The sequence below is a fragment of the Salaquimonas pukyongi genome (assembly GCF_001953055.1).
Taxonomy (GTDB): Bacteria; Pseudomonadota; Alphaproteobacteria; order Rhizobiales; family Rhizobiaceae; genus Salaquimonas; species Salaquimonas pukyongi.
Genome location: NZ_CP019044.1, coordinates 2,632,707 through 2,645,612, shown reverse-complemented (window position 1 = coordinate 2,645,612; position 12,906 = coordinate 2,632,707). Strand labels below are relative to the sequence as shown.

The following is a 12,906-nucleotide window of genomic DNA, read 5'->3' as shown; positions in this document are numbered from 1 at the left end:
AATCGAGCGTTTTTTCAGTGTCTTGAAGGTGCCCATGGCGCCATCATGGAGGAAAGACAGGGCTTCAGGAAACAGGATTTCAAATTTCCAGTTGCCCTTACCCCAAACCCTGGGTCTGGCTGACCCAGATCGTGTTTCCGGGTTTCAGGTCATTAACGCCCCGTTTGGTTATTCTGGCGCTGCTCAGCTTCGGCATTCGCCCTCCATGTCAGTTTCGCCCGGTTGCCATGCCGCCTTTGTGCAGGCAGATAAGGCCGGGTGGATCAATTTCGGGAGCACGGCATGGCGGGACCGCTCGCAGGGTTGAAGATCATCGAAATGGCAGGGCTGGGACCTTGTCCCCTGGCCGGCCAGTTGCTTGCCGACATGGGAGCCGATGTCATTGTTGTCGACCGCAAGGGCAGCAAGGGGGATTCAGCCGACATAAACCGCCGTTCGAAGCGCTCGGTTGCGCTCGATCTCAAACAGCCCGAGGCCGTCGAAGCGCTGCTGAAGATCATCGCCGATGCTGACATTCTGATCGAGGGGTTCAGGCCCGGCGTGATGGAGCGGCTGGGACTGGGGCCGCAGGAGTGCCATGGCCGCAATCCGGGCCTGATCTACGGGCGGATGACCGGCTGGGGACAGGACGGGCCGCTGGCCCACACGGCCGGGCACGACATCAATTACCTGTCGATTACCGGTGTGCTGGCTGCCATCGGACTGAAGGACAGGCCGCCCATCCCGCCGCTCAACCTGGCCGCCGATTATGCCGGCGGCACGATGTTCCTGCTGTTCGGCGTGCTGGCAGCGCTTCATGAGCGGGGGAGCTCAAAGAAAGGCCAGGTGATTGATGTGGCGATGTCGGATTGTGCGCCGCTGCTGACCGGGCTCATTCAAACAATGATACATCACGGCCAGTGGCGGGAGGAACGCCAGTCCAATCTGCTTGATGGCGGGGCGCCGTTCTATCGCTGCTATGAAACGAGCGACGGCAAGCATGTGTCACTGGGGGCGCTGGAACCGCAATTCTTCGCTGAATTCGTACGCATCGCAGGCGTTGAGGCAAGCGATTGCGCCTCGCAATATGATGCCGCCACGTGGCCTGAGAAACATGCCCGATACGAAGCGCTGTTTAAAACCCGGACCCGGGATGAATGGTCAGCGCTTTTTGACGGCAGCGATGCCTGTGTCGCGCCGGTGCTGACGGCCAGTGAGGCGCCCGGCCACCCCCACAACATGGCGCGCTGTGTCTTTGCAGACCCTGGCGGCGTTGTGCAGGCTGCTCCTTCGCCCAGATTTTCAAGGACACCGGCGCGCGAACCCGCAGATGCGGCAATGCCTGGTGCCGATACGGCTACAGTGCTTCAGGAAGCAGGGCTGTCGGGTACTGAAATCGACACCCTGACCGGCAAGACTTCAGGCTGAGGACCATGCAGGCATTGGCGAGCCGTCCCTGCTTGCACAATGGGTGAACGTGATTTAAGCGGTGCGGCAATCCTTCCGGCACTGCTGGCGCCACCGATATCGGAGTATGTCAATGTCCACCCTTATCGCTCCTTCCATTCTGTCGTCGGACTTTTCGCGCCTTGGCGAAGAAATCGAGGACGTGGTCGAAGCCGGTGCCGACTGGATCCACATCGACGTGATGGACGGTCATTTCGTGCCCAACATCACGTTTGGCCCGCCGGTGATCAAGGCGGTGCGTGACAGGACGGACAAGGTCTTCGACTGTCATTTGATGATCGAACCGGCCGATCCCTTTCTTTCCGCCTTTGCCGATGCGGGCTGTGACATCATTACCGTGCACGCCGAAGCAACGAAGCATCTCGACCGTTCCCTGCAGGCAATCCGCGACCTTGGCAAAAAGGCAGGTGTGTCGCTCAACCCGTCGACACCCGAAAGCGTTATCGAATACGTCCTCGACCGGCTCGACCTTATCCTGCTGATGACTGTCAATCCCGGCTTTGGCGGGCAGAAATTCATTCCGTCCGTGGTGAACAAGGTTTCCCGTATCAAGGCGATGGTGGGTGAGCGTCCCATTCACATTGAAATCGATGGCGGGGTTACTCCGGATACCGCGCCCTTGGTGGCAAAGGCGGGGGCAGATGTGCTGGTCGCCGGTTCTGCCGTCTTCAAGGGTGGAACCAGGGATGCCTATCGCGCAAATATCTCGGCTATCCGCAAAGCGGCTGGTGGATAAGTCTGCAGACGGGCCATTTGGGCGGGTTGACGGAAAACCGTTTTACTGCCGCGGCGTTGCGAAGAACCACCTTGTTCCAAATGAAGCTTGCGGGAAACGCCGATTTCTTGCATTGCGGCTGGTGACGCCATATTGCTGCAGGACAAAACCGTCCCCGTTATCCCTTTCAGGTTTCCCGCCTTTTTAACATGTCATTCCACCGTCTGACCCATCTGCAGAAACTTGAAGCGGAGAGCATCCACATCATGCGGGAAGTGGTGGCGGAGGCTGAAAATCCCGTCATGCTTTATTCGATCGGCAAGGACAGCGCCGTCATGCTGCATCTTGCCATGAAGGCGTTTTATCCCGGCAAGCCTCCATTCCCGCTTTTGCATGTGGATACGACCTGGAAATTCAAGGAGATGATCCACTTCAGGGACGATATCGTGGCAAGGCTTGGCCTGAAGCTGATCGTTCACATCAATGAGGATGGCGTAAAACAGGGCATCGGCCCCTTCAGCCACGGCTCGGCGACCCACACCGATGTCATGAAGACCGAGGCGCTGAAGCAGGCGCTGGACAAGCACAAATTCGATGTTGCCTTTGGCGGCGCCCGGCGGGACGAGGAAAAATCCCGCGCCAAGGAACGCATTTTCTCCTTCCGCAGTGCAGACCATCGCTGGGACCCGAAAAACCAGCGGCCGGAATTGTGGAAGATCTACAACACGCGCAAGGCGCCGGGAGAATCGATCCGCGTCTTTCCCTTGTCGAACTGGACCGAGCTCGACATCTGGCAGTACATCCACCTGGAGAAAATCCCGCTGGTACCGCTCTATTTTTCCGCCGAGCGGCCGGTGGTCGAGCGTGACGGCACGCTGATCATGGTCGATGACGAGCGCATGCCCCTCAAGCCCGGCGAGAAACCGCAGATGAAGAAGGTGCGCTTCCGCACGCTCGGCTGCTACCCGCTGACGGGAGCGATCGAGAGCGAAGCGCAAACACTTACCGAGATCATCCAGGAAATGCTGCTGACGACCACCTCTGAACGCCAGGGTCGGGTAATCGATCATGACCAGGCTGCTTCGATGGAAAAGAAGAAGCAGGAGGGCTACTTCTGATGGCCCACAAGTCTGATTTGATCGCCAGCGATATCGAGGCCTATCTGAAGGCGCATGAGGAAAAGACCCTGCTGCGCTTTATTACCTGCGGAAGCGTTGACGATGGAAAGTCGACGCTGATCGGCCGCATGCTGTATGAATCAAAGATGATCTTCGAGGACCAGTTGACGGCGCTTGAAAGCGACTCGAAGAAAATGGGTACCCAGGGCGATGCGATGGATTTCGCCTTGCTGGTGGACGGACTGGCATCGGAGCGCGAACAGGGCATCACCATCGATGTCGCCTACCGGTATTTTTCAACCGACAAGCGCAAGTTCATTGTCGCCGACACGCCGGGCCATGAGCAATATACCAGAAACATGGCAACGGGGGCCTCAACGGCAGACCTTGCCGTCATCCTGATCGATGCGCGCAAAGGCGTACTGACCCAGACCCGGCGTCATTCCTACATCGTCTCGCTGCTGGGTATTTCCAATGTGGTGCTGGCGGTCAACAAGATGGACATGGTTGATTACAGCAAGGATGTGTTTGACGGCATTGTCGGTGACTACAAGGCATTTGCAATGCAGTTGGGCAGCGGCGGGGGTGCGCCATTCGATATTACCGCGATACCGATGTCCGCCCTGAAGGGCGATAATGTGGTCGAGGCCAGTGCCGAGATGGGCTGGTATGAAGGCCCCGCACTGCTGCCGCATCTTGAAGCCGTTCCCGTTCAGGCGGCGGAAATCAAAAAGCCGTTCCGCATGCCGGTACAATGGGTCAACCGGCCCAATCTGGATTTCAGGGGTTTCAGCGGCCAGGTCTCGTCCGGTTCGGTCCGCGTTGGCGACAAGATCAGGGCGCTGCCGTCGGCGATTGTAAGTACGGTCAAATCCATCGTTACCCATGACGGAGAACTTGAAGCGGCGATTGCCGGCCAGTCGGTGACACTGTGCCTGTCGGATGAAATCGACATTTCCCGTGGCGATGTGATCTGCGAGGCGCAAAGCCCGGCCCAGGCGGCAAACCAGTTCGAGGCAACGATCCTGTGGATGTCGGAAGAGCCGATGCTGCCGGGACGAACCTATGCGATCAAGAGCGGCGCGCAGACGGCGCGTGCCACGATCACTGCGCCAAAATACAAGATCAATGTGAATACGATCGAAAAACTGCCGGCAACCAAGCTGGAGTTGAACGAGATCGGCGAGTGCAACATCGCCATCGACAAGAAGCTGGTGTTCGACCCTTACGAGGAAAACCGGGATACCGGCAGCTTCGTTCTCATCGACCGGCTGACCAATGCGACGGTGGGCATGGGACTGCTGCGGTTTGCGCTCAGGCGGTCCTCCAACATTCACTGGCAGGCCACCGACGTCTCCAAGACTGCACGGGCGCAGATGAAAACCCAGAAACCTGCCGTGCTTTGGTTTACCGGGTTGTCGGGTTCAGGCAAGTCCACCATTGCCAATGTGGTTGAAAAGAAGCTGGCGGCAATGGGCAAGCACACCTATCTGCTCGATGGGGACAATGTTCGCCACGGCCTCAACAAGGATCTCGGCTTTACCGATGCCGACCGGGTGGAGAACATCCGCCGGGTAACGGAGGTCGCAAAGCTTATGGCCGATGCGGGCCTGATCACGCTTGTTTCCTTCATCTCGCCATTCAGGTCCGAGCGCCAGATGGCGCGCATGGCGATGGCCGAAGGTGAATTTGTGGAAGTTTTTGTCGACACGCCCCTGGAGGTGGCAGAGGAGCGGGACGTCAAAGGTCTCTACAAGAAAGCGCGGGCCGGGGAGATCAAGAACTTCACCGGCATCGACTCCCCTTATGAGCCGCCGAAAAATGCGGAAATTGCGGTCAATACCGTCGAAAACACTGCGGAGGAAGCCGCCGATGTCATTCTCGATTATCTTGAAAAGCACGAATTTCTGACTTGAGGGCCGGTAACCATATATGGCGATTGTTGCCAGTCGGCGTGCCTTTGGATAGACATGCAAGCGGAAATTGCCGAAATATGCATAGCTTACATATGCGCGGCTGAAACATAGGGGCTGGAATATGTGGCCGGTGATATGCGGGCCGCTACGGTGTGAGGTGGAAACATGAAACCATTGCTTATTCTCGTGGGTGCGGACAAGGGCGGCGTCGGCAAGACGACAACATCCCGTGCCCTGCTGGATTTTCTGGCGCGCAAAAACGTGCTGGCGCGTGCCTTCGACACGGAAAACCCGCGCGGTACGCTGCACCGCTTCTACCCCAACATCACCGAGATCATCGATCTTGAGGAAGTTCGCGACCAGATGAAGGTGCTCGACACCATGCAGGAAGCGGCGGTGAAGGTGTCGGTAGTGGATCTGAAAGCCGGCAGCATGTCGCGGGCGCTCGAAACCTTCGAGAATATCGGCGTACTGGAAGCAGCACGCGGTGGCGATTTCGACATGGCGCTGTTTCACGTCGTCGGCCCGTCCATTGCCTCGCTCGACGAGATGGGTGAAATCGCTCAGTATACCAAGGGCCTTTCCTACATCGTTGCGCGCAACTTCATCAACGAAACCAATTTCTTCGAGTGGGACGAGAAGACGTTCAAGAAATATTTCGCCGGCCTTTCAAATGCCCGCGAAATCGAAATACCCAAGCTCAACGAAATGGCCTATGAGCAGGTGGATCTGGCTGGGGTTACGTTCACCGACTTCATCAACAACCGCAAGCCGAATGGCCGTGAGGCGAACTATTCCTTCGTGCTGCGCGGCTATGTCCGCAAATGGATCAGTGATCTGAACACCGAGTTCGAGAAGCTCGATGTGATCAAGGCGTTGATGTCACCGCAGGCTTCAGCCGAGGAAGAAACCCTGGCCGGTGATGACGACGCATAAGCTGCGCTGACCGGCCGGCACTGATCCGGTTTCCGTCTCGGGAGGGATATCATCCCAAGGTCGCTAGCCATTGTCTGTTCCGATGAGCCGCGCAACGGCAAGACACTGCTGGCGCGCATTCTTGCCGACGCGCTGTCGCTTGCCGGCGAGGAACGGCTGCGTGTCTTCGATACCGATTTTCCCGATGGCGGGCTGGCGGGGTATTTTCCTGCCAGCAGCCGGATTGTCGATTTTTCCCGCACCGGCGATCAGGTACTTATTTTCGATACCATCGTCGGTGAACCCGAACATGATTATGTGATCGATCTGCAGGCCAATTTGCTGAAGCCTTTCTTCAAGGTCTACAGTGACATCGCCTTCGATGAAGGCGCCAGTGCCGCAGGCATCGCGGTTTCCGTTTATTTTCTGCTGGATCGCACGCTGACATCTGTAAAGGCAGCAGCCCAGATCAGCCAGCTGGCCGGCGGTGCATCCTTCGTACCGGTGCGCAATGAGGCGATCGGCAACATCCTTGCCGTTCCCGAAGGGGCACGGCGTTATGGAGCGGTCCGCAAGAACCGCGAGATCATGCTTCCCCGCCTGTCCGTTGATGCGCTCAACCTGATCGATGATCCCCAGTTCTCGTTTTCCGGCTTTGTTGCACGCAATGGCGAAGGCTATCCACTGGAACTGAAAATCGAACTGTTTCAATTCCTCGAAACCATCTATAACCAGCGCCGTGTCGACGAGGCCGGCGGGCCCGTCACCCTGTGAAACCTTCCGCAGAATCCGGTCCTGTATGCCATCGAATGTTCAACTGACGGGCCTTGCCCAGGAGCTTGCCGAACTTGAGCGGCAGGGCAGGCCGATCCGTGTCGGGCTGGTTGGCCTTGGCGAGATGGGCACCGACATCTTCACCGGCATTGCCCAAATGGATGGCATCGAAATCGGAACGGTTTTCGAGCGCACTGCCGGGCGGGCATCGCAGGCAGCCCGTATTGCTTATGGTGATGATGAGCGCATTGGCAAAGCTGAAAGCCACGATGCTGCATCCGCTGTCATGGAAAGCGGGCGTATCGCAGTTACTTCCGATCTCGATCTGGCCTTGTCCCACGGGCTGATCGATGTGGTCATCGATGCGACCGGGGTGCCGGAAGCCGGCGCCGATATTGGCGTGCGCACCATTGCTGCCGGCAAGCACCTTATCATGATGAATGTTGAATGTGATGTCTGTATCGGCCCCTATCTGAAACATGAAGCAGACAAGGCCGGTGTGATCTATACGCTTGGTGCTGGCGATGAACCTTCCTCGACGATGGAGATTATCGAGTTCGTTACCGCGATGGGCCACGAAGTGGTTTGCGCGGGCAAGGGCAAGAACAATCCGCTGAATTTCGACGCCGTGCCGGATGATTATCAGGAGGAGGCGGATCGGCGGAACATGAATGTCCGCATGCTGGTCGAATTCGTTGACGGCTCCAAGACAATGGTGGAAATGGCGGCTATCGCCAATGCTACCGGCCTGGTGCCGGACATTCCGGGCATGCACGGGCCGCGCGCCACTGTAGCTGAACTGGCAACCACCCTGATCCCGGAAGCCGATGGCGGCGTGCTGTCGAAACCCGGCTGCGTCGACTATTCCATTGGAAAGGGCGTCTCACCGGGAATTTTTGTCATCGTCAAGGCAACGCACCCGCGCATCCATGAGCGCTTCGCGGACCTTAAAATGGGTGAGGGGCCATATTATGCCTTCCACCGGCCTTACCATCTGACGTCGCTGGAAGTTCCGCTGACAGCTGCCCGCGTGATGCTGCATGGCCGTCCCGACATGATACCGCTGCCCAAGCCGGTTGCCGAGGTGTGCGCGGTAGCCAAACGGGATTTAAAGCCCGGCGAGATGATCGATGCGGTCGGTCAGTATTGCTACCGCTCGTGGACCATGACGGTCGCCGAAGCTAAAACAGCACAAGCATGGCCCTGCGGGGTGCTGGAAAAGGCACAGGTGATAGAGCCGGTCGCCAGGGGCGAATTGCTGACCCGGCGCAATATCGCAATTCGCGAGGATACCGCGATTGCACGTCTTCGCGCAAAGCAGGATCTGCTCGTCGATACAGCCTAGAGGTGGGTCCTAAACCAGGATAGCCTGCTGAGATCCATATCCAGCAAGCTCGCCTTTCTCCAGAGGAGAACGCTCTTTCAAAGAAAGGACACGTTTGTTTGTACTTTGACCGCGAAAGGTCTAAGTAACCGGTAAATGACAGCGAAAACCGGCCCGGCAGCGTCCAGCCAGGTTCCGTTTTGAGCCAATTGCATTTCGGGCAGGTGGCATTTGAGTAATCGACCCAACACTCCCTTGCTGGACAAGGTCCGCATTCCGGCGGATTTGCGCCAGCTCAACGAAGAAGAATTGCCGCAACTGGCCGACGAGTTGCGAACGGAAACCATCGATGCGGTTTCGGTGACCGGCGGGCATCTGGGCGCCGGACTCGGCGTTGTCGAGTTGACTGTGGCGCTGCATTATATCTTTGATACGCCGCAGGACCGGCTGATCTGGGATGTTGGCCATCAGTGTTATCCGCACAAAATCCTCACCGGCCGCCGCGACCGCATCCGCACCCTGCGCAAGGAAGATGGCCTGTCCGGTTTCACCAAGCGGGATGAAAGCGAATACGATCCGTTTGGCGCTGCCCACTCGTCCACGTCCATTTCCGCCGGCCTCGGCATGGCTGTGGCGCGCGAACTGAAGGGCGGGGACAACAATGTGATCGCGGTAATCGGCGATGGAGCGATGTCGGCGGGCATGGCCTATGAGGCGCTGAACAATGCCGGTGCCATGGATGCGCGGCTGATTGTCATTCTCAACGACAACGACATGTCGATTGCACCGCCAACCGGTGCGATGAGCGCCTATCTGGCGCGCCTTGCTTCCGGCCGCACCTATATGGGCATGCGTGAGCTTGGCAAGAAACTGACAGCCTATCTCGGCAAGACAGTCGATCGCGCGATCACCCGGGCGGTGGAACATGCGCGCGGCTATGTCACCGGCGGAACGCTGTTTGAGGAGATGGGATTTTATCACATCGGCCCGATCGACGGGCATGACTTGTCAACGCTGGTTCCGGTGTTGCGCAACGTGCGTGACAACGCGAAAGGCCCGGTCCTTATCCATACGGTGACCCGCAAGGGAAAAGGCTACCCGCCGGCAGAAGCTGCGGCCGACAAGTATCATGGCGTGTCGAAATTCGACGTCATCACCGGTGCACAGTCCAAACCGCCTGCCAATGCGCCAAGCTATACCAAGGTTTTCGGCCAGGCGCTGGTGCGCGAAGGAGAAGATGACGACCGGATCGTCGGCATCACTGCTGCCATGCCGGACGGGACGGGGATCGACATTTTCAGCAAGTCGTTTCCCGAGCGCACTTTCGATGTTGGCATTGCCGAACAGCATGCCGTGACCTTTGCGGCGGGGCTGGCAAGCGAGGGTTTCAAGCCGTTCTGCGCGATCTATTCGACCTTCCTGCAGCGCGCCTATGACCAGGTGGTGCACGATGTTGCCATCCAGAAACTGCCAGTGCGCTTTCCCATCGACCGGGCAGGTTATGTTGGGGCTGACGGTGCAACCCATTGCGGTGCCTTCGACACGACCTTTCTGTCGACCCTGCCGGGCTTTGTGGTCATGGCAGCGGGCGATGAGGCGGAACTGGTCCACATGGTACGCACGGCGGCTGAATGGGATGAGGGGCCGATTTCCTTCCGCTATCCGCGCGGTAATGGCGTCGGTGTTGAATTGCCCGAACGCGGGAATATCCTCGAGATCGGCAAGGGGCGCGTGTTGCGTGAAGGCAGCAAGGTGGCGCTGCTGTCTTTCGGTGCACGGCTAAGCGATTGTCTGTTGGCCGCCGAAAGCCTGGCACAGGCGGGCCTTCCCACGACGGTTGCCGATGCGCGTTTTGCCAAACCGCTGGATACCGAACTTGTCGGGCGCCTGGCGCGTGAGCACGAGGTGCTGATTACCGTGGAGGAAGGTTCCATTGGCGGTTTTTCGGCGCAGGTACTCGCCTTTCTTTCGAAGACCGGGCAACTTGAAAACGGATTGAAGCTGCGCCCGCTCTTCCTGCCGGATGTCTTTAGCGATCAGGCGTCCCCTGAAGCCATGTATGCCCGTGCCGGCCTTGACCGCGACGGTATCGTTCGTGCGGTGTTCGAAGCGCTGGGCCGCGATGATGCAGAAAGTGTTCTGAGGGCCTGAGTGCGGAACGGTTCCGCTTACGGTTTTATCAGCGCTTTGAGATCAAAGTTCGCGTCGGCAGCCTGTTGCGGCGTCACCGTTCTGCCGAGTTCGAGGATTTTCTTGCCGAACATATACGCACGAGGGTCGTTGATCGCATCGACGGCGAGAAAATCCCCGCCTGAGAAATACCAGACCGATTGCCCGCCATCATGGCTGCCGGGGCGTGTCACCGTCTTGTCGAAACCGGCATTCAGCCCTGCAATCTGCAGCTTCATGTCATACTGGTCCGACCAGAACCATGGCACCGGCACGTAAGGCTCCTCACTGCCAGCAATTACTCTGGCTGCATGTTCAGCCTGGTCAATTGCGTTTTGTACCGATTCCAGCCGGGTGCGTGTACCGCGAAATGCAAAACAGGCAACATCACCGGCTGCGTGGATATCGGGGTGGGAAGAACAGGTGAATTCATCCAGTTCGATGCCGTTGCCGCAAACCAGTCCCGCCTGGCGGGCCAGGTCATCTTTCGGCGTAACCCCGATTCCGACCACTACGAGATCGGCTTTGATTGATGTGCCATTGGCGAGTACGGCATGGCTGACCATGCCCTCGTCACCCTCAAGCCTGTCGAGGGCGGTACTTTCCAGAATTTGTACGCCCCTTGTTTCGTGAACGGATCGCACGAATGCTGCGGTCTCGGCAGAGGCAACGCGCTTCAGGATGCGGTCGGCCATTTCGATGACATGCACCTTCAGGCCGCGGGTTGCGAATACGGCTGCTGCTTCGAGGCCGATATAGCCGCCGCCGATGACCAGCGCAGTGGCACCTTCTTTCATGACACCGGATATGCGGTCGGCATCGGCCAGGCTGCGCAGGGTAAAGACATTGCCAAGCTCGCCGCCAATGGCCGCCGGCAGGATACGGGGCGTTGCGCCCGTGGCGATCAGCAGCTTGTCGAAAGAAATTGTTTCGCTGCCGGCAAGGACCTGTTTTTCAGCCGTATCGATTGCCGTCACGGTTGTGCCGGTGCGGCATTCAATGCGGTTTTCTTCAAACCAATCGGCAGGGCGCAGCAATAGCCGTTCAGCCTCCATCTCACCGGTCATGTATTTTTTTGAAAGCGGCGGGCGCTGATAGGGAAGACTCTCCTCTTCACCGATCATCAGGATTTCGGCGTCGCCGTCCAATTCGCGCAGTTTTGCGGCGAAGGCGACAGCAGCCTGTCCGGCGCCGATGGTGACAGCTTTCATGGCCATGAAACAAGGTTTCCCGTATTGGCGCTGGTCAGTTCGCGTGGCTCTGTTTATTTTCAACGTCCAAGAAATGCCATGACTGAAAACGACATGAAAGTTCTTTCCACACCGCAGAGCGGCCGGAAACCTGAATATCAGTCGGACAGGGGATAATCTGCCATGCAGCCAAGCCGGATAGCGGTTTCACCGGACCGCAAAACCCTTACCGTTCGCTTCGAAGCACAAGGCGGCAAGAGCGAGGAACATGTTCTGGAGGCTGAGCTGCTCCGCGTGCGATCGCCTTCGGCCGAGGTTCAGGGGCATTCACCGGAACAGCGCATCCTGGTTCATGGCAAGCGCGACGTGGGCATCATGAAAATTCATCCGATCGGAAACTATGCCATCCGGATCGAGTTCGACGATCTGCACAATACCGGTATTTTCACCTGGCCGTTCCTGCTGGAACTGGGACGTAACCGGCAGGCAGAGTGGAAAGCCTATGAAGCCGAACTTTCGAAGGCGGGAAAGAGCAGGGAAGCGGTGCGGCTGAAATAGGCTTATGCTTTCGTGCGGTTCCAGTCGGCCAGGAAGGCGTCCACATCGAAAGCCTTGAGAAAATCACTGCGCACCCGCTGCCACTGAAAGCGAATGGAGTTTGTGACGATTTCGATATCGAACTTCTTCAATTCATCGTCGATGGGCGCCCAGCGAATCAGCGCCCTGGGGCTTTCCTTGAAAGCGCCTTCTGCGGCCATGGCATAGTTCCAGTCGACCAGAACGAGACGATCCTTGAACGCATCGATCAGGGGAGCGGTGTCACCGGTAAATTCGGCGTCCTGAAAGCGCTCGATGATGGCGTGTGAATAAAACTTCTCTGCAATTGATGCTGCTTCCTGGGCATCGCCGGTACGGGCATAGACCTGGGCTGCCATGAAGATGGAAAGATCGGAAAGACAGGCGGCATAAATCTGCCATTTGCCGATGTTGAGGGACTCGATGAAGATGTCGTCCTCGAACATTGCAGGATACTTCATGCCCATTCTTGTCTTCACGTAACCGTAGAGGGTTTTCTGGGCGATGAAGGCGGCTCTTGCGGACAGAAACTCGCCGAATGCCCTTGAACTGTTGACCGGCTCAAGCCGTTTCCAGGGTGATAATCTACCCCTAACCATTTCAAAAAATTGGTGAATTTTCTCCACAGCGCGTCATTTCCAGCTTTTCGGCATTATACCAAGGTGGCACGGGATAAAGTGATAAACCATTTGTTAATCACCGGTTTATTGTGCATTTTTCGAAGCAGATCACGCAATTGAGGAGAATTGCGTTGTCGCATGCC

The 12,906-nt window shown here is 57.7% G+C and carries 12 protein-coding genes; 9 read left to right on the top strand and 3 right to left on the bottom strand.

Going from position 1 to position 12,906, the window contains the following annotated elements:
- Positions 1-282: 282 nt before the first annotated feature.
- The 5 genes from BVL55_RS12640 to BVL55_RS12620 all read left to right on the top strand — a co-directional run bounded on the left by BVL55_RS12640 (position 283) and on the right by BVL55_RS12620 (position 6,131).
- Entirely contained in the window at positions 283-1,407 is a 1,125-nt protein-coding gene (locus BVL55_RS12640) for a CaiB/BaiF CoA transferase family protein (RefSeq protein WP_075997200.1), read from the top strand.
- A 106-nt stretch (positions 1,408-1,513) separates the two neighbouring features.
- Positions 1,514-2,182 carry a ribulose-phosphate 3-epimerase gene (rpe, locus tag BVL55_RS12635; RefSeq protein WP_075997199.1) on the top strand — a complete coding sequence of 223 codons (669 nt, stop codon included), beginning with the start codon at positions 1,514-1,516 and terminating at the stop codon, positions 2,180-2,182.
- 188 nt (positions 2,183-2,370) lie between these two features.
- Complete coding sequence (gene cysD / locus BVL55_RS12630; protein ID WP_205410797.1) at positions 2,371-3,279, top strand: sulfate adenylyltransferase subunit CysD; 909 nt, start codon at positions 2,371-2,373, stop codon at positions 3,277-3,279.
- Positions 3,279-5,195, top strand: a complete 1,917-nt coding sequence (gene cysN / locus BVL55_RS12625; protein WP_075997198.1) for a sulfate adenylyltransferase subunit CysN — start codon at positions 3,279-3,281, stop codon at positions 5,193-5,195. The genes cysD and cysN overlap by 1 nt, the downstream gene beginning before the upstream one ends.
- Positions 5,196-5,360: 165 nt before the next feature.
- Positions 5,361-6,131 (top strand): hypothetical protein, encoded by a 771-nt coding sequence (locus tag BVL55_RS12620; protein WP_075997197.1) that lies wholly within the window; start codon positions 5,361-5,363, stop codon positions 6,129-6,131.
- Positions 6,132-6,194: 63 nt separating this feature from the next.
- Here BVL55_RS12620 and BVL55_RS12615 read toward each other — a convergent pair whose 3' ends face one another.
- Entirely contained in the window at positions 6,195-6,422 is a 228-nt protein-coding gene (locus tag BVL55_RS12615; RefSeq protein WP_075997196.1) for a hypothetical protein, read from the bottom strand.
- A 6-nt stretch (positions 6,423-6,428) separates the two neighbouring features.
- Here BVL55_RS12615 and BVL55_RS12610 point away from each other — a divergent pair, with 6 nt between their 5' ends.
- The 3 genes from BVL55_RS12610 (at position 6,429) to dxs (ending at position 10,359) form a co-directional block, all read left to right on the top strand.
- Positions 6,429-6,884 carry a hypothetical protein gene (locus BVL55_RS12610; RefSeq protein ID WP_075997195.1) on the top strand — a complete coding sequence of 152 codons (456 nt, stop codon included), beginning with the start codon at positions 6,429-6,431 and terminating at the stop codon, positions 6,882-6,884.
- A gap of 25 nt (positions 6,885-6,909) precedes the next feature.
- Positions 6,910-8,229 carry an NAD(P)H-dependent oxidoreductase gene (locus BVL55_RS12605; RefSeq protein WP_075997194.1) on the top strand — a complete coding sequence of 440 codons (1,320 nt, stop codon included), beginning with the start codon at positions 6,910-6,912 and terminating at the stop codon, positions 8,227-8,229.
- A 210-nt stretch (positions 8,230-8,439) separates the two neighbouring features.
- Positions 8,440-10,359, top strand: coding sequence for a 1-deoxy-D-xylulose-5-phosphate synthase (gene dxs / locus BVL55_RS12600; protein ID WP_075997193.1), 1,920 nt, complete (start codon positions 8,440-8,442; stop codon positions 10,357-10,359).
- A 17-nt stretch (positions 10,360-10,376) separates the two neighbouring features.
- Here dxs and BVL55_RS12595 read toward each other — a convergent pair whose 3' ends face one another.
- Entirely contained in the window at positions 10,377-11,594 is a 1,218-nt protein-coding gene (locus tag BVL55_RS12595; protein WP_075997192.1) for an NAD(P)/FAD-dependent oxidoreductase, read from the bottom strand.
- Between the two features lie 156 nt (positions 11,595-11,750).
- On the opposite strand from BVL55_RS12595, the gene BVL55_RS12590 reads away from it, so the two are divergent.
- On the top strand, positions 11,751-12,125 hold the full coding sequence (locus tag BVL55_RS12590) for a gamma-butyrobetaine hydroxylase family protein (protein WP_075997191.1): 375 nt from the start codon (positions 11,751-11,753) through the stop codon (positions 12,123-12,125).
- A 2-nt stretch (positions 12,126-12,127) separates the two neighbouring features.
- Here BVL55_RS12590 and BVL55_RS12585 read toward each other — a convergent pair whose 3' ends face one another.
- Positions 12,128-12,742 carry a hypothetical protein gene (locus BVL55_RS12585; RefSeq protein WP_075998141.1) on the bottom strand — a complete coding sequence of 205 codons (615 nt, stop codon included), beginning with the start codon at positions 12,740-12,742 and terminating at the stop codon, positions 12,128-12,130.
- Between the last annotated feature and the right edge of the window lie 164 nt (positions 12,743-12,906).